We start from the raw sequence: 20618 nt of genomic DNA, 5'->3' as shown, positions 1-20618 counted from the left end.
CGATCAAACCTTGACGTTCTGACGGATGTTCCAGCCGAACTTGACCGGACCGCCTTCCTTGGTGCCGTCGGCTTTCTGTGGCTGGTAGTCCACCAGCACCTTGGCGAAGTTCAGGGTGACGTTTTCGGTCAGGCGATCATCGCCGCCCGAGCCGCCAGTGCTCAGGGAAGTGACCAGCACTTCTTCCAGGTTGATGATCATGTACTCGACCTGGCTTTCACCGCCGGCCTTGCGCACGGTCAGCTTGACCTTGTCGATGTGCTTGCCGCTTGCGCAGTGCATCATCAGGTTTGGCGACGCCTTGTCGACGTACTTGGTCAGCGACAGGTCCTGGACGTTGACCTTGCCGGCACCACCGCCACTGCCCACGTGCATGTTGCCAGACTGGGACATGCCCCAGCTCCAGTTCAGGACATCGATCTCGTCCTTGTGGGCTTTGTCCATGGACTCGCCCTTGATGTCGCCGATCTTGATGAAAATATCAACAGCCATGTTTTCTCCCTGTGTGGTTTCTAACCACATTGTTTGGTTGACGCTGACCTTGCGAAATTACGTGTGCCGAACGGCCCCGATGATCTCCGACTCACTGAAGATTCCCTGTGGGAGCGAGCTTGCTCGCGATAGCGGAGTGTCAGACAGACACATGACAACTGATCCACCGCCATCGCGAGCAAGCTCGCTCCCACATGGGCCTTGCACCGTTCTGTAAACCGTTACGCGCCCTTGGCCGACGGCAGTTTCGATACCAGGCGCAGCGACACGGTCAGCCCTTCGAGCTGATAGTGCGGGCGCAGGTAGAACTTGGAGTTGTAGTACCCCGGGTTGCCTTCGACTTCTTCAACGATCACTTCGGCCGCTGCCAGTGGGTGCTGGGCCTTGGTGGTTTCGGTGGAGTGCGCCGGGTCACCGTCGACGTAGTTGAGGATCCAGTCCTGCAACCAGCGCTGCATCTCGTCCTTCTCTTTGAAGGAACCGATCTTGTCGCGCACGATGCACTTGAGGTAATGGGCGAACCGGCAGGTGGCGAACAGGTACGGCAGGCGCGCGGCCAGGTTGGCGTTGGCGGTGGCGTCCGGGTCGTCGTATTCGGCCGGTTTCTGCAACGACTGGGCGCCGATGAAGGCGGCGAAGTCGGTGTTTTTCTTGTGCAGCAGCGGCATGAAACCGTTCTTTGCCAGTTCCGCTTCACGGCGGTCCGAAATGGCGATTTCGGTCGGGCACTTCATGTCCACGCCACCGTCGTCGGTAGGGAACGTGTGGGCCGGCAGGTTTTCCACTTCGCCGCCAGACTCAACGCCGCGAATGCGCGAGCACCAGCCGAAGTGTTTGAATGAACGGTTGATGTTCACCGCCATCGCGTAGGCGGCGTTGGCCCAAGTGTACTTGGAGCTGTCGGCGCCGTCGGTGTTTTCTTCGAAGGCGAAGGCTTCCACCGGGTCGGTCTTGGCGCCATATGGCAGGCGCGCCAGGAAGCGCGGCATGGTCAGGCCGATGTAGCGCGAGTCTTCCGATTCACGCAGCGAGCGCCAGCCGGCATATTCCGGGGTGGTGAAGATTTTGGTCAGGTCGCGTGGGTTCGACAGTTCCTGCCACGAGCCCATGCCCATCACAGTCGGCGATGCCGCCGCGATGAACGGCGAGTGCATGGCCGCGCAAACTTTCGACAGTTCGCCCAGCAGTTCCACATCCGGTGGCGACTGGTCGAAGTAGTAGTCGCCTACCAGGCAGCCGTAAGGCTCGCCGCCGAACTGGCCGTATTCTTCTTCGTACATCTTCTTGAAGATCGGGCTCTGGTCCCACGCAGTGCCCTTGAATTTCTTCAGGGTCTTGTGCAGGTCGGTCTTGGAGATGTTGAGCACGCGGATCTTGAGCTGCTCATCGGTCTCGGTGTTGTTGACCAGGTAGTGCAGGCCACGCCAGGCGCTTTCCAGCTGCTGGAAGTCGGGGTGGTGGATGACCTGGTTGACCTGGGCGGTGAGCTTGGCGTCGATGGCGGCAATGATCGATTCGATCGACTTGATGGCGTCGTTGGACACCAGGTCAGTCTGCGCCAGGGCCTGCTCGGCCAGGGTCCGCACGGCGGTCTCGACGGCTTCGCGGGCGCGCTCGGTCTTGGGCTTGAATTCTTGCAGCAGCAGGGACGCGAACTCGCTGGTTTCTTGGGTGGCACCCAGGTTCTGAGCGCCTTCGCGGGCGGTATTGTCAGTCATGTCATTGATCCTGTGCTGGCTTCGGCGCGCTCGCCAGGGCCTGCAACAGCGCTGGGTCCTTGATCGCCTTCATGATGATTTCTTCGGCGCCGGTCTTGCCGTCCATATAGGTCAGCAGGTTGGCCAACTGGGTGCGCGCTTCGAGCAATTTGTTCAGCGAATCGACCTTGCGGGCCACGGCCGCCGGGCTGAAGTCGTCCATGCTTTCGAAGGTCAGGTCCAGGCTCAGGTTGCCTTCGCCGGTCAGTTCGTTGGGCACATGGAACGCCACGCGCGGCTGCATGGCCTTGAGGCGCGAGTCGAAATTGTCGACGTCGATCTCGAGGAACTTGCGATCGGCTACCGGTGCCAGAGGCTCGGCGGGCTTGCCGGCGAGGTCGGCCATTACCCCCATGACGAAGGGCAACTGGACCTTTTTCTCGGCGCCGTAGAGCTCGACGTCGTACTCGATCTGCACTCGAGGCGCGCGGTTGCGCGCGATGAACTTCTGAGAACTTTGCTTCGCCACGTTGCTGCTCCTGGTCGCTTGAGCGACGGTGTTGGCGTCATCGGGGGTACCGATGACGTGACTGCGTGATCAGCTCGCTTTTTATTCGCTGTCTGGGCCGCGCAGGTTTTCAAATTGACTCATGCCGTCGGGAATCAGGTTGCGCACGATGGCCGCAAAGTCGGCGTGCACCAGATTCTTGGCCCGGTTCAACAGCACCGGCAGGGGGCTGGAGGGCTCGTGACGGGTGTAGTAAGCGAGAATCCGGTCCAGGCTGCGCAGCACGTCATCACGGTTGTTGATTTCACCGCTGACGGTACTGGTGCCGGTGTTGCGCGGTGTGCTTGGCGCGCTGGCATATTCCGTTGTCGTTGCGCTGTCGTCGCTCACGGGATCGGATACGGCGCTGTCGCCACTCTGCGGGGCGAACTGACCGAGAATCTGCAACGCCATCTTGAGCGGTTGCTTCAGCGGGCCAAGGTCCACGCCCTGGGCGGAACCGACCTGGTCGCTGACTTGCTGCTCGATGGCTTCGGCGGCGCTGCGGGCTTCCAGCAGCGCGGCACGGGTGATTTCCAACTGCTCGGGATCGCTGTCGAGCAAGGCTCCGGCGAGTTGTTCGGCACCGAGGTTTTCATCCGGGAAACTTTGCAGGCCGCTGGCGTTGGCGGCGGCGCGCAGGCTGACGGCACCGAAGGTCCGCGAACGGGCCAGGAGGCTTTCGCGCAGCAGGCGAATAGTGACATCGGACGTCAGGCCGGCGAGGGCATTGATACGCACGGTGGGGTCGTTGTCGTCGTCGGCGTCCAGGCGCGGGTGCAGCTCGGCCCAGTATTGCTTGAGCAATTCGCTGATCAACGTCAGCGAGCGGGCGAGGCCCGGGATGCCTTCCAGGGCCAGGGAGCTTTGCAGCAGGTAATGGGTGATGCGCAGGTCTTTGCTGCGTTGCAGCAGGTCCAGGCTTTGCTGCTGGATGCTGCGCCACTCAGGGGGTTCGGCAGGCAGAATCGAGTCGCCCATGCTGCGCTCGGGCTGGCCTCGGGAATCGCGTTCCAGGCGCAAGAAATCCGCGTCATATTCCAAATCTTCACCGCACGGCGAAGTCGCGGAAACGGCGGCGAGCAGCAAAGGCACATCCACTTGGATCGATCTCCCTATCACCCGCTTGAAGAAGTCGGGCAGTTCACACACAAGTTTCGGATGAAACTTCGCATGTCCCTCGAAGCTAATGGCCCTTTAGATGCTCAATGATCTTAAAGTGCCATCATGTATATTCAAGAAGTTGTGCATTTTTGGTGTAGTACTTATCGCTTGTCAAGGTAAGCTATTTCGGCTTTGTTACAGTTGTGAGGTGCTTAACAGCCCGCGCGACCCGTAAGTCGAAGCCGGTACCAATGCAGGTTTTTTGTCACGCAAGCCGGTTAAGATTAGCAATCATGCTGGCAAATAGCCGTTTTAGCGGTGCTGGCAGGGTTTTGATAGCGAGTCGTCGGAGCGTGGGCTTGTCCACCACCTGCGTGCGGCGACACGACAAGTATTTCAGCAAGGAGGCGAGATGCCGCTGTGTTTGACTATCACTAGTTATCACAAGATTACCCCGGGTCAGTGTTCTGAAAAGTCCATGGATCAGGGAGTGATGGCAATTGGCCGTAATTCCGATAATGACTGGGTATTGCCGGATCCTGAGCGCCTGGTTTCGGGCAAACATTGCGTTATCCAATACAAAGACGGGCGCTATTACTTAACCGATAACAGTACTAATGGTGTGGAATTGGTTAAGGCTGGCATTCGCCTGCGCAAAGGCAACAGCGAGCCGCTGCAGGATGGCGAAGTTATCCGCATCGGTGATTATGAAATCCAGGCGCGCGTCGATTTCAACCTGCCGGTCACCGACAGCAACCCGTTCGCCGAAGCACCCAGCAGCTTCGAAGCGTTGATGGGGCGCCAGGGCGCCGCGGTGAATACGCCATCGTCGATACCGGCGGCCCCGCCGGCGCATTTCCAGGGTGGGTCGGCCATGGACACCCTGCCGGATCTGTTCGATTTCCTGGCCCCGACCAGCGTTCCGCCGGCCACCCAGCCGGACCATGTTCCAGCTGAGCAGCACAATTTTCGTCCGCCGACGCCGATCCCTCGGCCAAGTCCGCCGCCCGTGATTGAGCCCGTGGCAATGGCGTCTGCCTCGGTGATCCCGGACGACTGGGACCCGTTCAGTGACAAACCTGCATCGGTGCCCGTCACCCCGGTTTCCGTTGCGCCGCCACCGGTAATACCACCCCCGGTAATTGAGCCGGTGCCGGTTCCCGTGCCCCCGATTCCGGTCGCTGAGGTCAGTGTGCCGAAGGAGCCCGCGCCATTGCGTGAGGCGCCAGTCACCCGTGCTGACCCCCCGGCCACTGCGGTCGACACCGCGCAGCCCGACCTGCTGCAGGCCTTCCTGCGCGGCGCCGGGCTCGATCAGTTGCGCCTGGACAAGGCCCAGGCCGAAGCGCAGATGGAAAGCATCGGGCGCAGTTATCGGTTGATGGTCGAAGGCTTGATCGATGTCTTGCGCGCGCGCAGCAGCCTCAAGGGTGAGTTCCGCATCCAGCAGACGATGATCCAGCCGGTGGAAAACAACCCACTGAAATTCGCGCCTAATGTCGACGAAGCGTTGCTGTTGCTGCTGCGTCACGGCAATCAGGCGTTCATGGCGCCGGACGCGGCGGTGCGTGACAGCTTCGATGACCTGCGCGCTCACCAACTGGCGGTGATGGCTGGCGTGGAAGCGGCGATCAAGCATTTGCTGACGCGCTTCGAGCCGGCACAACTGGAAGAGCGCATGGGCAAGCCCGGTGGGTTGTCGGGGATTTTCAGCGGCTCGCGACAGGCCCAGTACTGGCAGCAGTTCACCGAGCTCTACAGCAATATTTCCCGGGAGGCCCAGGAGGATTTCCAAGACTTGTTCGGGCGTGAATTCAGTCGCGCCTACGAAGAACACAGCACACGACAGCGACGCCGTTGAGCGGCGCTGTCCTATAACAATACTGATAAGCCAACAACGGATAGCTCAAACGTCATTGAGGACGCAGGATGATTCCCAGGTTTTTACTCGCAGTCGCCACCGCGCTTCTGCTGACGGCGTGCGCCAAGGATGCGGCCAAACCCCAGCCCGAAGAAGCTGAGGCCGACACCGCTGCCGTCGAGCTGCATTTCCATGCCATTGCCGGGCTCAACCCCGGTGCCACCGGCCAGCCGGCCCCAGTCCGGGTGCGCATTTTCGAATTGAAAAATGCTGCCACCTTCGGCCGTTCCGATTATTTCGCCCTGGCCGAACGCGCCCAGGCAACGCTGGGCGCCGACCTGATCGATCAGGACGAGGTGCTGATCCAGCCCGGCCAGCAATTGAGCCTGCAACGCGACCTCGACCCGGCCACGCGGCACATCGGCATATTGGTGGGCTATCGCGAGCTGGACCAGTCGCTGTGGCGCACGGTGATGAACGTCCCGGCGCGCGAATACACCGAATACCAGATCAGCCTCGATGTGCGCGCCGTGCGCAGCGCCGTCGTCGTCCCCCCATCCAGCCCTGCCCAATAAGCAATCGGAGCCCCCATGTCCTGGAACAATCGCGTGGTCTGGTCGGAAGGCATGTTCATTGGAACGCAGCACTTCCAACAGCACGACCGTTATCTGGAAAACCTCATCGACGCTCGCAGCCGCCCATTGTCGGCCGGCGCCTGGGGTTTTTCCGAATTGCTGATCGACCAGGGCCTGCTGGCCCAGGGCAAGCTGGCGATCATCTCGGCGCGCGGCCTGTTGCCGGACGGCACGCCGTTCAACATTCCCCAGGATGACCTGGCGCCCACGCCGCTGAACGTCGATGACAACCTGCGCGATGGCCTGGTGTACCTGGCCTTGCCGCTCAAGCGTGCCGGCGCCCGTGACACCGTGGATGAAGGCGAAGACCTTGGCGCTGCACGCTATGTGAGCCAGGTGTGCGAAGTGCGCGACGACAACTCGCCCTTCGAAAACCGCGCGCCGGTGGCCCTGGGTTCCCGGGCGCTGCGCCTGTTGACCGCACAGGATGGCATCGGTGACTACGCCGCTGTCGGTGTGGTGCGCATCAAGGAAAAACGTGCCGACCGCGCCCTGGTGCTCGACGACAGCTACATCCCACCGCTGCTGGATGTGGCCGCCTCCAAACCGCTGGCTGCGTTTCGCAGCGAACTGCTGGGCCTGCTTCATCAGCGCGGCGAAGCCCTGGCCGGGCGAGTGGTGGCTTCCGGTGCCGGTGGCGCTTCGGAGATCGCCGATTTCATGCTGCTGCAACTGGTCAACCGTGCCCAGCCGCTGATCCAGCACCTGAGCCAGTTGAGCCCCTTGCACCCAGAGCGTCTCTATAGCGAGTTGGTGAGCCTGGCCGGCGAGTTCTCCACGTTCACCGCTTCCGGGCGGCGACCGCAGGAATACCCGCAATACCAGCATGATGACCTGGCGCTCAGCTACGCGCCGGTGATGCAGGCCCTGCGTGAAGCCCTGTCGATGCTGATCGACAGCAAGGCCACGCCGATCCCGATTGTCGAGAAAGCCTACGGCATCCACGTGGCGATGCTGGCCGACAAAACCCTGCTCGACAGCGCCAGTTTCATCCTGGTGGTGCGCGCCGATGTGCCGGCCGAAACCCTGCGCGGGCGCTTCGGCCAGCAGAGCAAGGTCGGTTCGGTGGAACACATCCGCGACCTGGTCAACCTGCAGCTGCCGGGCATCGGCCTGCTGCCGTTGCCGGTGGCGCCACGGCAACTGCCGTACCACGCCGGTTCGACTTACTACGAACTCGATCGGGGCAGCGACCACTGGCAACAACTGAGCAACTCCGGCGGCTTTGCGTTTCACATCGCCGGCCAGTTCCCGGGGCTGAACCTGGCTTTCTGGGCGATCCGAGGATAAACCGCGATGAGTAACGACGATCGTACCCAGTTCATGCCAACGCCCGGTGGCCGTGGTGGAGATCCCTTCCGCCCGGACGCTGGTCGTCCACAGCCGACACCTGCGCCGGCACCACTGTCGATGCCGGCCGCGCCGGTGCTGACGGGCAAAGCCCAAGGCCTCAACCCCTTGGAAAGCGCCGCCGGCCCGTTGTTGGCCCTGCTGACGCGCCTGCGCAGCACCATTGCTCACCCGGCGCCAGCCAGCTTGCGCGCGCAACTGCTGGCCTACCTGCGCCAGTTCGAAGAGCGCGCCGAGGCCGCCGGCGTGGTGCGCAACGAGGTGTTGCTGGCTCGCTACGCCTTGTGCACCGCCCTCGATGAGGCGGTGTTGAGCACGCCGTGGGGCGGCACCAGCGACTGGGGCAAGCAGAGCCTGTTGATCACCGTGCACAACGAAGCCTGGGGCGGTGAGAAGGTCTTCCAGCTGCTGGAGCATTGCCTGCAAAGCCCGCGTGAGCGCTTGTATCTGCTGGAGCTGTTGTACCTGTGCATGTGCCTGGGTTTCGAGGGGCGCTACCGGGTGATGAACGACGGTCGCAGCCAATTGGAAGCCTTGCGTGAGCGCACCGCGGGCGTGATCCGCAGCGCCCGTGGCGACTACGAGCGTGAGCTGTCGCCGCACTGGCGCGGTGTCACCGTGGCCCGCGATCGACTGGCCCAATTCATGCCGCCGTGGATCGCCGTGGCCATCGGCGCGGCGCTGCTGCTGGCGCTGCTGTTCGGCCTGCGCATGAAGCTGGCTTCCGATGCCGAGCCGGTGTTCAAGAACATTCATTTCCTGGGTGAAATCCCGGTGCAGACCATCGACCGTCCCGTGGCGCAGCCGAAAGTGATCGAACGACCACGCCTGGCCGGTTTCCTCGCCGATGAGATCAGGGCCGGCCGGATTGCGGTGGAAGACGCCGTTGACCGCTCGGTGGTGACCATCCGTGGCGATGAGCTGTTTGCCTCTGGCAGCGCCAGCATCAAGGACGATTTCCAGCCGTTGATGCTGCGCATCGCCGATGCGGTGCGCAAGGTCAAGGGCCAGGTCCTGGTGACCGGCCACAGCGACAATCGGCCGATTGCCACCCTCCGGTTCCCCTCCAACTGGGCCTTGTCCGAGGCGCGGGCCAGGTCGGTGCTGGAGCTTCTCTCGGCCAAGACCGGCCAGCCCGAGCGCTTCAGCGCTGAAGGTCGCAGCGACACCGAGCCGCTGGCGTCCAACGCCACCACCGAGGGGCGTGCACGCAATCGTCGGGTTGAAATCACAGTATTGGCGGAGGGGGTCGAGTGAAGGCGTTTTTCAGTTTTATGACCCGCTGGGTCATTCCGTTGCTGGGGCTGATTGCCCTGAGCCTGATCATCTGGTTCGTCGGCCCGCTGCTGGAGTGGCTGGTGCCCGAAGGCCGGCGCTGGGCGTTGATCATCCTGGTGTTCGCGGTGTGGATCGCCTACCGGGTATTCCGCATCATCCAGGCCCGCCGTCAGGCCGCCGAAGTGATGCGCAGCCTGGCCGCGCAAACCCCGCCCGACCCCAGCAGCATCGCCACTGCCGAAGAGCTCGAAACCCTGCGCCAGCGCATGGACGAAGCCCTGGCGCTGCTCAAGAAAGCCAAGCTGGGCGGTGACGAGCGCCGCAACCTCTACGAGTTGCCGTGGTACGTGATCATCGGCCCGCCGGGTTCGGGCAAGACCACTGCGCTGGTGAATTCCGGGCTGCATTTCCCACTGGCCGCGCAACTGGGCGCCGGTGCGGTACGTGGCGTGGGGGGCACGCGCAATTGCGATTGGTGGTTCACCGACCAGGCTGTCCTGCTCGACACCGCTGGCCGCTACACCACCCAGGACAGTGACGCGACCGTCGACAAGGCTGCGTGGCTGGGCTTCCTTGGCCTGCTGAAAAAACAACGGGCCCGGCGTCCGATTGACGGCGCCTTCATCGCCATCAGCCTGTCCGACCTGCTGCTGGGCAGCGACGCCGAGCGCGCCGCCCATGCCGCGGCGATCCGCCTGCGGATCCAGGAGCTGTACACCCAATTGGGCGTGCGCTTCCCGATCTACCTGATGCTCACCAAGCTCGACCTGGTGCCCGGGTTCATGGAGTATTTCGATACCCTGAGCAAGGAAGAGCGCGCCCAGGTCTGGGGCATGACCTTCGCCTTGGACGATGGCAAGGGCAACGACAGCCCGCTGGCGCACCTGCAAAGCGAATTCACCGGCCTTGAGCAACGCCTCAACGACCGCTTGGTCGAGCGCTTGCAGCAAGAGCGCGACCCGGCGCGGCGCGATCTGATCTATGGCTTCCCGCAGCAGTTCGGCGCTTTGAAAGATTGCCTGCAAAGCTTTCTCGAAGGCGTGTTCAAACCCAACGCCTTCGAAGAGCGCGTGTTGCTGCGCGGGGTGTATTTCACCAGCGGCACCCAGGAAGGCAGCCCGATCGATCGCCTGATCGGTTCCATGGCCCAGAGCATGAACCTGGACCGTCAGCACCTGGCGCGCCAGACCGGCACCGGGCGCAGTTACTTCATCGAAAAACTCTTCACCGCCGTGGCTTTCGCCGAGCGCGGGCTGGTGGGCGTCGATCCGAAGGTCGAGCGTCGGCGCAAATGGATCGCCCGCGGCGTACTGGCCTCCACCGTGGTGCTGGTGTTGGTGGTCAGCACGTTGTGGTGGGTCAGCTACCGCGCCAACCAGGCCTACATCACTCAGGTCGACCAGAAGGTCGCGCCGTTGGGCCAGACCGTGCAAAACCTCAGCCCGGCCCAGCGCGACGTACTGGCGGTGTTGCCATTGCTCAACGCCGTGAAACACCTTGCCGACGATGCGCCCGATTGGGCCGAAGGCCTGGGCCTGTACCAGGGCGACATGCTCGAAGCCGAGTCCGGCAGCGTCTATCGCAAGTTGTTGATTGCGGTGTTCGCCCCGCGGCTGCTGACGCGCATCGAAGAGCAACTGCACAGTGGCGGTAATTCGGATTTCCTCTACGAAGGCTTGAAGGCCTACCTGATGCTCGCTGACACCGAGCATTACGATGCCGACTTCATCAAGGCCTGGATCGCCCTGGATTGGGACCGCAGCCTGCCGCGAGACTTGCCGGCCGAGCAGCGCCAGGCCCTGACCGCGCATTTGCAGGCGCTGTTCGAGCGGCGTCCGCCGCTGGCGCGTCTCGACCCGCGCCTGGTCGAAGACCTGCGCCGGCAGTTGCAGCAATTGCCCGTGGCCCAGCGCGTCTACGACCGGATCAAGCGCCAGAAGCTGCCCGAAGGCATCCCGGACTTCCGCATCAACGAAGCCGCCGGGCGTGACGCGGCACTGGTGTTCAGCCGCAAGAGCGGCAAGCCGTTGGGCGAGCCATTGAGCGGCTTCTTCACCGTCAAGGGCTACCGTCAGGGCTTCCTGCTCACCAGTCTGAGCCAGACCGGCACCCTGGCCGAAGAGCAGTGGGTACTGGGTCACGAACAGGCCGATCAGCAGAACGTCGCCAGCCTGGCCGCCGATGTACGTCGCCTGTACTTCCAGGACTATCAGCGCCAATGGGACGCCTTGCTGGCGGATATCGACTTCGTGCCGATCACCAGCGTGGCCCAGGCCGCCGATGTGCTGCGGGTGCTTTCCGGCCCCAGCTCGCCGTTGAAGAAGCTGCTGGTGGCCGTGGCGAAGGAAACCGACCTGCAGCAGGATGAACGCCTGCTGGCCGCCCAAGGCGCGCCGGTGGAGGGTGGCGTGGACAAGCTCAAGGAGCGCCTGGGCAGTTTGCTCGGCCAGGAGCAGGCGAGCTCAAACGCACCGGCGACCAGCGATGATCCGATCACCGCGCACTTCGCCGAGCTCAACAGCATCGTCAGTAAGCAAGAAGGCGAACCGGCGGCCATCGACGGCCTGCTGGCCGACATGAACGCCTTGTACGTGCAGGTCAGTGCCATGGTCGGTGCCAGCGGCGATGCCTTGCTCGGTGAAGCCAAGAACCAGGCAGCGGCCGCGGCCACCCGCGTCAGCCTCAACGCTGAACGTCAACCGCCGCTGGTGCAGGGCCTGGTCAAGTCGGTGGTCAACTCCACCACCAACAGCATGATGGGTGGGGTACGCAACCAACTGAACGCCGCCTGGACCAGCGAAGTGGTGAACATCTACCGCCAGTCCCTGGCTGGGCGTTACCCGATGTCGCCGGGCAGTGCGCGGGACGCGACCCTGGATGACTTCGGTCAGTTCTTCGGGGTTGGCGGGGTCATGGACAATTACTTCCGCAAGTACCTGCAACCCTACGTCGACACCTCGACTCCGACCTGGCGCTGGCAGCCGGGCGCGGCGCAGAAGCTTGGCATCGCCCCTGGCGTGCTGCAGACCTTCCAGCGGGCGGCGACCATCCGCGATGCGTTCTTCCGTTCCGGCGGCACCCAGCCGATGGTGCGTTTCGAGCTCAAACCGGTGGCGATGGACTCGACCATCACCCAATTTCTGCTCGACCTCGACGGCCAGCAGTTGAGCTACGACCACGGCCCGAGCCGTCCGACCGCCATGCAATGGCCTAACCCGGGCAGTATTGGCGTGGTGCGGATCTCGATCATGCCGCCTTCCTCCAGCGGTCGTTCCGGCATCACCCTGGACGGGCCATGGGCCTGGTTCCGACTGCTGGAGCAATCGGACCTGACCGCCGGCAACTCGCCGGATCGCTTCAACCTGCGGCTGCGGGTCGATGGCGCCAGCGCCTCTTACGAGTTGCGCGCCAACAGCGCCTTCAACCCGTTCAAGAGCCGGGTGCTCAGCGGCTTCAGCCTGCCGGAGCGGCTATGAGTACGCCGGGCTTCTACGGAAAGCTGGCCAGCCGCGGCGACTTCGTCAGCCGTGGTTTGCCGCAGAGCTTTATCAGCCCGTGGGACTCGTGGCTGGCGGCGGGTCTGCTCGCCAGCCAGGCCAGTCTCGGCGAGCGTTGGCTGGATGCCTACCTGGTCAGCCCGCTGTGGCGCTTCATGGTGGCGCCCGGGGTGTGTGGGCCGGACGCCGCCGTCGGCGTGGTGATGCCAAGTATCGACCGGGTCGGCCGCTATTTTCCGCTGACCGTCGCGGTGCTGCTGGAGCCCGACGCGGATCCGGCGTCGGTGGTGGGCGGTGCGGACGACTGGTTCGAACGGGTGGAGAACCTGTTGCTGAGCACGTTGAACGTGGAGGGCAGTTTCGAAGCCTTCGGCGCAGAACTGGAAAACCTGGGGAGCCCGATGTACCTGCCGCGCACCCCCAGCAGCCGGTTTGCCAGCCTGCACCGCTTCGATGCCACTGACCCGCAGCGGCGAATGAGTGCCCTGGCTGAGTCGGCTTGCGAAGGCGTCAGCCTGTGGTGGGGCCAGGGTTCGGAGCGCATCGCGCCCGGTTTGATGCGGTGCCACGGCCTACCGGCCGCCGCCGATTTTGCGCAATTTTTGCTCGGCCAAGAGGGTGTTGTGTAGATGCGTCCAAGTGCCGGAAAAGCATTCAAGTCTGCAAGCAAGAGCCACGTCGGCATGGTCCGCCAGGTCAACGAAGACGCCTGCCTGGACCTGCCGGAAAACGGCTTGTGGGTGGTCGCCGATGGCATGGGCGGGCACGCGGCGGGCGACTATGTCAGCAGCCTGATCGTCGACAGCCTGCGCAACATTGCCGTGGGCCGCTCGCTGGACGAATACGTCGCGGCGCTGCAAAGCGACCTGTTGCGGGTCAACGCCGCTGTGCGTGAGGAAACCGCCAACCGTGGCGTGACCATGATGGGCAGCACCGTGGTGGTACTGGCTACCCGCGACCTGCGTGGCATGTGCCTGTGGGCCGGCGACAGTCGCTTGTATCGCCTGCGCGATGGCGTGCTCGAAGGCGTCTCTCGCGATCACAGCTACGTCCAGGACCTGCAAGACAGTGGCCTGCTCAGCGAAGCCGAGGCGCGGGTGCACCCACGGGCCAACATCGTCACCCGGGCCATTGGCGTCGAGGCGCAACTGAACCTGGCGATGGCCGAGTTGTTGTTGGTCCCCGGCGACAGCTACTTGCTGTGCAGCGACGGGCTGACCAAGACCGTCGAGGACGATGAAATCCGCGAAGTGTTGAGCCACGACGAGCCCGGCGAAATCGCCAGCAGCCTGGTGTCCCTGGGCCTGATGCGCGGAGCCCCAGACAACATCACCGTGGTTGTCGTGAAGGTGCCGTCATGAGCTTGACCCTGAACATTGTCATCCCCGGCTACGACATCGAAGGGCCGATCGGTGAAGGTGCGATGGCCAGTGTGTACCTGGCGACCCAGCGCTCGCTGGAACGCAAGGTCGCGTTGAAAGTCATGGCCGCTGCGCTGGCGGCCGACCCGACGTTCTGCGAGCGCTTCCTGCGCGAAGGCAAGACCCTGGCGCGCCTGTCGCACCCGCACACCGTGACCATCCATGACATCGGCAACGTCGGTGAGCTGTATTACATGGCGATGGAGTACCTGCCCAACGGCACGCTCAAGGAACGCATCGCGGCGGGCCTGACGCCAGAGCAGGGCCTGACCTACATCCGCCAGATCGCCTCGGCCCTGGGTTATGCCCACGGTCTGGGCCTGGTCCACCGTGACGTCAAGCCGGCGAACATTCTGTTCCGTGCCGACGGCACGGCGGTGCTCTCGGACTTTGGCATCGCCAAGTCCCTGGACGACCGCACCCAATTCACCCAGGCCGGTTTCGCCGTCGGCACGCCCAGCTACATGAGCCCGGAACAGGCCCGCGGGCAGGACATCGATGGCCGCGCCGACCTGTATGCCCTGGGCGTGGTGCTCTATGAAATCCTCGTCGGCAAACTGCCGTATACCGGTAACGATGCGCTGTCCACGGCCCTGGCGCACCTGACTGAACCGTTGCCGGAATTGCCGGTGCACCATGGCCGTTACCAGGATGTGCTGCGCAAGCTGTTGGCCAAGGATCCGGCGGAGCGTTTCCCGGATGCGGCGGCGTTGCTGCGGGCGCTGGATAACCTGCCTCAGGAATCGGAAGCGACGCTGATCCGGCCGCTGTCGTTGCAACTGCCGGAAACGCCCAAGCCGGTTGATGACTTGGCGGGTTTGACGCCCATGTCCATCGACATTCCCAGCGGCCCGGCTTACTCACAACCGCAGCCACAATCGCAGCCCAAGCCCGTTCCGCCGCCCGTAAAACCGACGCCTCAGTCCTCAGTGTCGGAACAGCGCAAGGGGCCGGTGTTCGCCCTCGCCGCTGTCGCGGTTGCCGTGGCGCTGGCCTTAGGTGGTGCCGGTTATTGGTGGTTGTCCGGTGACGATGGCAAAGCGGTGAAAACGCCGGTTGCCACGACGACGTCGGCCAAGCCTCCCGAGGTGTCCCCGCCGAAGGCCCCCGAAGTGCCAGCGGTCAAGCCTCCTGTTGCCCCTCCCGCTCAGCCACCCGTGGCGACCGAAGCTGACGGCGGCCAGCGTCCGCTGTTGATGGCCGGCAAGAAAACCCTGTTCCAGCGCGTGCTCAGCAAACCGGGGGCGAAGCTCGCCGATGCACCGGGTGCCGCGCCGGGCAAGGCGCTGCCGGCGTTTTCCGTGCTGTACGTGTATCAGCGCAAGGACGTCGACGGCAGCGCGTGGGTGCGCGTCGGCGCCGCCACCGATGGGCGCAGCGACGGCTGGCTGCCCGCCGCCCAGGTCAGCGACTGGAAGCAAAGCCTGGTGCTCAAGTTCACCGAACGTTCCGGCCGGGCGCCTGTGATGTTCCTGCGTCAGCCCGGCGAAGTGGAAAAGCTGCTGGCTAACCCTTCGGCGGCCAAGAACGTGCTGCTCAAGGCCCAGCAGAGCCCGCAAGAAGACCAGCAAGTGCTGGCCCTGGAACCGGCTGCCAGCGCCGTGCCGCAGAGCCAGTTCTACCTGTTGCCGATCTTCGATTCCCGCGAGAGCCTGGATGAGAACGGCCAGCCGGTGCAGTTGCTGAACGTGGCGTCCATCGACCCGGGCAACACGCCCAGGGCGACGCCCAATACGCCCATCACCACTGCCAACGCCGACGCATTCCGTACCGCCGTGGTGCTGGTGGTGGACACCACCGTGTCGATGCAGCCCTACATCGACCAGGTCCGCGACGTGGTCCACGAACTGCAAACCCGCATCGCCGAGCGTGGCGAGCTGGACAGCGTCAGCTTCGGCATGGTGGGTTTTCGCAGCAGCATCAAGAAAACCCCGGGCCTGGAATACGTCGCCAAGACCTTGATCACCCTGGAACAGGGCCGCGACCCGCAACGCTTCATGGAGTTGGCGCGGCAGGTCAAGGCGTCCACGGTGTCGAGCCATTCGTTCAACGAAGATGCGTTTGCCGGGGTCATGGAAGCTGTCGAAGGCATGGACTGGTCCGGTTACGGCGGGCGCTTGATCCTGTTGGTCACCGACGCCGGTGCCCTGCGCAAGAACGACCCGTTTGCCGCCACGCAAATGAACGAGGCCGAAGTGCGCCAGGCGGCGCTGGGCAAGCAGATCAAGATCTACGCTCTGCACTTGCTCAGCGACGCCGGCAAGAAAACCCACGCCGGCGCCCAGAGCCAGTACCGCACCCTGACCGCCGACGCCAACCCACAGATTGGTGACCTGTACATTCCGGTGCCGGGCGCCGATGTACGCAAGTTCGGCGAGCGGGTGGACGAGATCGGCTCGGTGTTCGCCGACCTGGTGCATCAGGTGCGCAGCAACAAGCCGCAAGCCGTGCCGCTGCTGAGCGCCGCGCCGAGCCTGGCCGACAAATCGGCGGCAGTCGGCTACGCGATGCACATGGACTTTTTGGGGCGCAAATCCGCCAGCCAGGCCCCGCAACTGGTCAGTGCCTGGACTGCCGACCGCGACCTGACCAACCCGGCGCTGCCGGCGTTCCAGGTCTGTGTGATGCTGACCAAGCTGCAACTCAACGACTTGCAGCAATCGCTCAAGCTGATCGTCGACGCGGCCCGCAAGACCCAGAGTTCGCCCAAGGATTTCTTCCAGGAAATCGCCAGTGCCAGCGCCTACATGAGCCGCGACCCATCGGCCTTGCGCAAGGGCGGCAACCTGGCCGATGGCGGGATCCTCGGCGAGTACCTCGAAGGGCTGCCGTACCGCAGCAAGTCGTTGAACATGACCCAGGATTTATGGCTGTCCTTGAGCGTGGCCGAGCAGGAAGACTTCATCGATGAGCTGGATTCGAAAATCCGCCTCTACGAGACCTTCCACAACGACTTGGCGAACTGGGTGCGTTTCGGCGATGCCGAGCCGGGTGACGCCTTGTACCGCGTGCCGTTGTCGACGCTGCCGTGATGCTGGACATGAGCGCAGTGCACAAAAGCCGGGGCGCCGGCAGCCAGCGCTACAGCCTGGTGATTCCACGGCTGCAATTGCGCGGCGGTGAACAACTGGCAGTGGTCGGGCCCAGTGGTTGTGGCAAGAGCACCTTGCTGGATCTGCTGGCGCTGGTGCTGGCGCCGGATCAGGCCGGACGGTTCGACTTCAGCCCTGCCAACGCGCCGCTGGACATCGCCAAATTGTGGCGTGCGTCGCAACAGGGCACCTTGGCCGAGCTGCGCAGTCGCCACCTGGGCTATGTTCTGCAAACCGGCGGCCTGTTGGGCTTCCTGGACGTGCGCGGCAACATCGAGTTGTCGCGAAAACTGTTGGGTTTGAAGGATGACGGCAGCGTGATGCGCCTGGCTAGGCAATTGGATATTGCCGATCAACTGGACAAGAGACCGGCGGATTTATCCGTCGGCCAACGCCAGCGGGTCAGCTGTGCCCGGGCGCTGGCCCATGCTCCGCGGCTGTTGCTGGCCGATGAGCCGACGGCTGCCCTCGACCCGCTGAACGCCGAGCGCGTCATGCAGTTGCTGGTGGCCCAGGCCCGCGAACACGGTGTGTGCTGTGTGGTCGCCACCCATGACGAGGCGCTGGCCCGCGCCAGCGGTTTGCAGGTGCGCCGGATCGGTTGCCGCCGCGATGTCGATGGCGGCGTCACCGCCACCCTCGGGGAGGCTTGCTGATGCGCGGCGCGCTGGTGGCTTCCCTGGCCTGGCAGGATTACCGCAACGATGCCTGGCTGTCGGCCTGTTCGGTGCTGGCCCTGGTTGCCGTGGTGGCGCCATTGCTGGTGTTGTTTGGCCTGAAATTCGGCCTGGTCAGCAGCCTCACCGAACGCCTGCAGAACGACCCAGCCACCCGGGAAATCATCCCCTTGGGCGGCGGTCGCTTCAGTGCCGAGTTCATCGAGCAATTGAGCCAGCGCGGCGACGTTGCTTTTGCCTTGCCGCGCACCCGACAGATCGCCGCCACGGCGGAACTGAGCAGCGATGCGTCGCTCGTCACGGTCGAGATGATTCCCACCGCGGCCAACGATCCGTTGTTCGATCACCTGCCGGTGCCTCGGGGTTTGGATCAAGTGGTGCTCAGCCAGACTGCCGCTGAAAAGCTCGGCGCCAAGCCCGGTGATTGGTTGCAGGCCAGTTTTGGTCGGCAGGTGGCCGGGCGCAGCGAGGCGCAGCGCACGCGGGTGCAGGTGTTGCACGTGCTGCCGTTGGAAGCCTTTGCCCGCGATGGTTTATTCGCGCCGCTGGCGTTGCTGGAGGCGGCCGAGGATTACCGCGACGGACGTGCCGTGCCCGCGTTCGGCTGGCCGGGTGACGCGGTGGGCGTGAGCGGGCAGCGGGTGTATCCGGCGTTTCGCCTGTACGCACGCCGCCTCGCCGACGTCGAGCCGCTGCGCCAGTATTTCGCTGGGCAGAACCTGTTGGTATCGACTCAGGCCCAGACCATCGCCCAAGTGCAATCGTTGAGCCGCAACCTGTCGATCGTCTTCTGGATCATCGCCGGGTTGGCGTTGGCCGGGGCCTTCGCAGCGATTTTTGCCGGTGCCCTGGCGGCGGTCGAGCGTAAGCGCCGGGAGCTGTCGGTGTTGCGCCTGCTGGGGGTTTCCACCGCGGCGCTTCTGTTGTTCGTTGTGTTGCAGGCGCTCTACAGCGCCACCTTTGCGGCTCTGCTGAGTGTCGGGCTGTATGGCCTGGCGCAGTCGGGCCTGAACCATTTATTTGCGCAGATGCCGGGCGAGTACGCCAGCCATCTGCTGGTGCGTCATTACACCTTGGCCCTGCTGGCCGTGCTCGGCGTCAGCGCCGTGGCGGCGGCGTGTGGCGGCTGGCGGGTGGCGCGCATCCAGGCGTGTGAAGGAATTCGCGATGTATAAGTTATTGGGCGCCGCCGTGGCGCTGAGCCTGGCCAGCCTGACATGGGCTGATGAAGGCACGGACAAGCTGGACAATCCCAAGCCGTTACCCGACGACGTCAGCCTGCCGCTGCCATGCGAAGGGCAGATGGTGTTCCGCTACGTCTACATCCTCGCCCAGGGCACCCTGGACGACCGTGAGATCAGCCTCGGTTATCCGTTCAGCGAAGGCGAGGCCGGTTACCAGCAATCGTTCATTTCCGGCTACCGGCGTGACTTCATCAACGGCCAGTTCACCCTCAAGGACCTGCCCAAGGACTGGAACAAAACCATCACGCCGTTGATGCCCAAGACCGACGCCAAGACGCCGCTCAAGCCGATGCTGTACTTCATCGGCAAGTACGAAGTCACCGCGCGCCAATACGCCCAAGTCATGGCCCAGGCGCAATCGCTGGCCAGCGGCGAAGCGGCGCCGGCCTGTGAAGCCCTGCAAGCCGATTTGCCCCAAGGCGTGGCCGGGCGTTTGCCCAAAGTGAAACTGTCGAAGTTCGAGGCCGAGCGTTTCTCGGCGGTGTACAGTGCCTGGCTGATGAAGTACCACAAGGACCTGCTGCCGGTGAGCGGTCGCGGCACCTCTGCTGAAGACGGCGGGCTTGGTTTTGTACGCTTGCCGACGGAAGTGGAGTGGGAGTTCGCCGCCCGAGGCGGGCAGGCCGTGAGCCGTCAGGATCTGGAAGGGCGCCTGTTTCCCCGGCGCCTGGAAGGCAGTGAAAGCGACGGACCGCTGGCCGATTGGGCGGTGTTCAACCAAGTTGCCGGCGGCACCGGCCAGGCGGCGCGGCTGATGCCCATCGGCACCAAATTGCCGAACCCTATCGGCCTGTTCGACGTGGTCGGCAACGCCGCCGAGATGGTCCAGGAGTCCTTCCAATTGGTGCACGCCGGCCGCCGCCAGGGCGCTTATGGCGGTTTCGTGGTCAAGGGCGGCAACTACCTGGAAGGCGAGGGCACGTTGTTCACCGGCATGCGCCGCGAATACCCGTTGTTCGCCGCCGATGGCACTGAGCAAAGCAACGAAACCACCGGTTTTCGCGTGGCCGTCGGGGCGTTGTCGGCACCGCGTTCGCGCTACAAGGAATTGTTTGCCCAGTGGCAGAAAGAAGGCCGGCTGGCGTCGCTGACCGATGCCATCGACGATGCCGAAGACCCGACCAAACGCCTGGACAGCATCATCGCCGCCAGCGTCGACCCGCGCCTGCAAGCCGAACTGGGGCTGGTCAACGAAGAGCTCAAGCGCAACGTCTCGCTCATCGCCCAGCAGCGCGAGGAAGCGGCGGGCAACCTGATTCAATCGTCGGCCCTGGTGGCTGAGACCGTCAACAACTACAACATTCGCCTGACCAATCTGCAGAACAGTCGGCAAGTCGCCCTGGACGCCAAGGACGAGGCCAGCGCGCAACTGTTCGCCACGGCCATCGACAACGGTCGCAGTGCGCTGGATGGCGCGGTGGCGATCTACATCGACAACCTGGCCACCGGCACGCGCTACACCGATGCCGTGATCCAGGCGCAGTTTCAACGCATCAAGGAAGAGTTGGAGCGCAAGCCGGTACTGGGCAAGAGCCTGGTGGCGCGCGCAACGTTATTCGTTCGTCACGTCGGGGACTATCGTCAGCAAAAACGCGCCGACCCGGCGGCGATATTGAAGGAATTGCTCGCATCGAACGCTCAGCGGTCTTGAGTGTTCGTTGTCAGCGAGCTTGGAAGGGACTCAGGCGGCAATGGGGCTGCGCTGAGCTGGTCAAAACTTAAA

General features: G+C 63.8%; 15 protein-coding genes. 11 read left to right on the top strand and 4 right to left on the bottom strand.

Features of this window, described 5'->3' with window-relative positions:
* Positions 1–3 precede the first annotated feature (3 nt).
* The 4 genes from J9870_RS28695 to tssA form a co-directional block, all read right to left on the bottom strand.
* Positions 4–492, bottom strand: a complete 489-nt coding sequence (locus tag J9870_RS28695) for a type VI secretion system tube protein Hcp (protein ID WP_003206927.1) — start codon at positions 490–492, stop codon at positions 4–6.
* Between the two features lie 221 nt (positions 493–713).
* A complete protein-coding gene (gene tssC, locus J9870_RS28690) occupies positions 714–2210 on the bottom strand; it encodes a type VI secretion system contractile sheath large subunit (protein WP_072407496.1) in 1497 nt (498 codons plus the stop codon).
* 1 nt (position 2211) lies between these two features.
* Complete coding sequence (tssB, locus tag J9870_RS28685) at positions 2212–2718, bottom strand: type VI secretion system contractile sheath small subunit (protein WP_003177230.1); 507 nt, start codon at positions 2716–2718, stop codon at positions 2212–2214.
* An 81-nt stretch (positions 2719–2799) separates the two neighbouring features.
* Entirely contained in the window at positions 2800–3837 is a 1038-nt protein-coding gene (gene tssA / locus J9870_RS28680) for a type VI secretion system protein TssA (protein WP_210642046.1), read from the bottom strand.
* Between the two features lie 415 nt (positions 3838–4252).
* On the opposite strand from tssA, the gene tagH reads away from it, so the two are divergent.
* The 11 genes from tagH to J9870_RS28625 all read left to right on the top strand — a co-directional run bounded on the left by tagH (position 4253) and on the right by J9870_RS28625 (position 20546).
* A complete protein-coding gene (gene tagH, locus J9870_RS28675; protein ID WP_210642045.1) occupies positions 4253–5701 on the top strand; it encodes a type VI secretion system-associated FHA domain protein TagH in 1449 nt (482 codons plus the stop codon).
* 68 nt (positions 5702–5769) lie between these two features.
* Complete coding sequence (tssJ, locus tag J9870_RS28670; RefSeq protein ID WP_210642044.1) at positions 5770–6276, top strand: type VI secretion system lipoprotein TssJ; 507 nt, start codon at positions 5770–5772, stop codon at positions 6274–6276.
* 15 nt (positions 6277–6291) lie between these two features.
* Positions 6292–7626, top strand: a complete 1335-nt coding sequence (gene tssK, locus J9870_RS28665; RefSeq protein WP_210642043.1) for a type VI secretion system baseplate subunit TssK — start codon at positions 6292–6294, stop codon at positions 7624–7626.
* 6 nt (positions 7627–7632) lie between these two features.
* A complete protein-coding gene (locus J9870_RS28660; RefSeq protein WP_210642042.1) occupies positions 7633–8943 on the top strand; it encodes a DotU family type VI secretion system protein in 1311 nt (436 codons plus the stop codon).
* The gene (gene tssM / locus J9870_RS28655; protein ID WP_210642041.1) at positions 8940–12440 is read left to right on the top strand and encodes a type VI secretion system membrane subunit TssM; all 3501 of its coding nucleotides are present in this window, start codon (positions 8940–8942) and stop codon (positions 12438–12440) included. The genes J9870_RS28660 and tssM overlap by 4 nt, the downstream gene beginning before the upstream one ends.
* Positions 12437–13090: a type VI secretion system-associated protein TagF gene (gene tagF / locus J9870_RS28650; protein ID WP_210642040.1), complete on the top strand. Its 654-nt coding sequence runs from the start codon at positions 12437–12439 to the stop codon at positions 13088–13090. The genes tssM and tagF overlap by 4 nt, the downstream gene beginning before the upstream one ends.
* The gene (locus J9870_RS28645; protein ID WP_210642039.1) at positions 13091–13822 is read left to right on the top strand and encodes a protein phosphatase 2C domain-containing protein; all 732 of its coding nucleotides are present in this window, start codon (positions 13091–13093) and stop codon (positions 13820–13822) included.
* Positions 13819–16914 (top strand): serine/threonine-protein kinase, encoded by a 3096-nt coding sequence (locus J9870_RS28640; RefSeq protein WP_281728933.1) that lies wholly within the window; start codon positions 13819–13821, stop codon positions 16912–16914. Before J9870_RS28645 ends, J9870_RS28640 begins: the two co-directional genes overlap by 4 nt.
* A complete protein-coding gene (locus J9870_RS28635; RefSeq protein WP_210642038.1) occupies positions 16914–17630 on the top strand; it encodes an ABC transporter ATP-binding protein in 717 nt (238 codons plus the stop codon). The genes J9870_RS28640 and J9870_RS28635 overlap by 1 nt, the downstream gene beginning before the upstream one ends.
* Positions 17630–18826: an FtsX-like permease family protein gene (locus tag J9870_RS28630; RefSeq protein WP_210642037.1), complete on the top strand. Its 1197-nt coding sequence runs from the start codon at positions 17630–17632 to the stop codon at positions 18824–18826. The genes J9870_RS28635 and J9870_RS28630 overlap by 1 nt, the downstream gene beginning before the upstream one ends.
* On the top strand, positions 18804–20546 hold the full coding sequence (locus J9870_RS28625) for an SUMF1/EgtB/PvdO family nonheme iron enzyme (RefSeq protein ID WP_210642036.1): 1743 nt from the start codon (positions 18804–18806) through the stop codon (positions 20544–20546). The genes J9870_RS28630 and J9870_RS28625 overlap by 23 nt, the downstream gene beginning before the upstream one ends.
* The last annotated feature ends 72 nt before the right edge of the window (positions 20547–20618 follow it).

Origin of the sequence: Pseudomonas sp. Tri1 (assembly GCF_017968885.1) — a bacterium.
Lineage (GTDB): Bacteria > Pseudomonadota > Gammaproteobacteria > Pseudomonadales > Pseudomonadaceae > Aquipseudomonas.
The sequence above is the reverse complement of the archived record's forward strand: the minus strand, read 5'-3'. Positions and strand labels throughout refer to the sequence as shown.

Bases quoted from the DNA above. Each gene is read 5' to 3' on its own strand.
- J9870_RS28695 (WP_003206927.1), bottom strand. From the start codon at position 492: ATGGCTGTTGATATTTTCATCAAGATCGGCGACATCAAGGGCGAGTCC.
- tssC (WP_072407496.1), bottom strand. From the start codon at position 2,210: ATGACTGACAATACCGCCCGCGAAGGCGCTCAGAACCTGGGTGCCACC.
- tagH (WP_210642045.1), top strand. From the start codon at position 4,253: ATGCCGCTGTGTTTGACTATCACTAGTTATCACAAGATTACCCCGGGT.
- tssJ (WP_210642044.1), top strand. From the start codon at position 5,770: ATGATTCCCAGGTTTTTACTCGCAGTCGCCACCGCGCTTCTGCTGACG.
- tssK (WP_210642043.1), top strand. From the start codon at position 6,292: ATGTCCTGGAACAATCGCGTGGTCTGGTCGGAAGGCATGTTCATTGGA.
- J9870_RS28660 (WP_210642042.1), top strand. From the start codon at position 7,633: ATGAGTAACGACGATCGTACCCAGTTCATGCCAACGCCCGGTGGCCGT.
- tagF (WP_210642040.1), top strand. From the start codon at position 12,437: ATGAGTACGCCGGGCTTCTACGGAAAGCTGGCCAGCCGCGGCGACTTC.
- J9870_RS28645 (WP_210642039.1), top strand. From the start codon at position 13,091: ATGCGTCCAAGTGCCGGAAAAGCATTCAAGTCTGCAAGCAAGAGCCAC.
- J9870_RS28640 (WP_281728933.1), top strand. From the start codon at position 13,819: ATGAGCTTGACCCTGAACATTGTCATCCCCGGCTACGACATCGAAGGG.
- J9870_RS28635 (WP_210642038.1), top strand. From the start codon at position 16,914: ATGCTGGACATGAGCGCAGTGCACAAAAGCCGGGGCGCCGGCAGCCAG.
- J9870_RS28630 (WP_210642037.1), top strand. From the start codon at position 17,630: ATGCGCGGCGCGCTGGTGGCTTCCCTGGCCTGGCAGGATTACCGCAAC.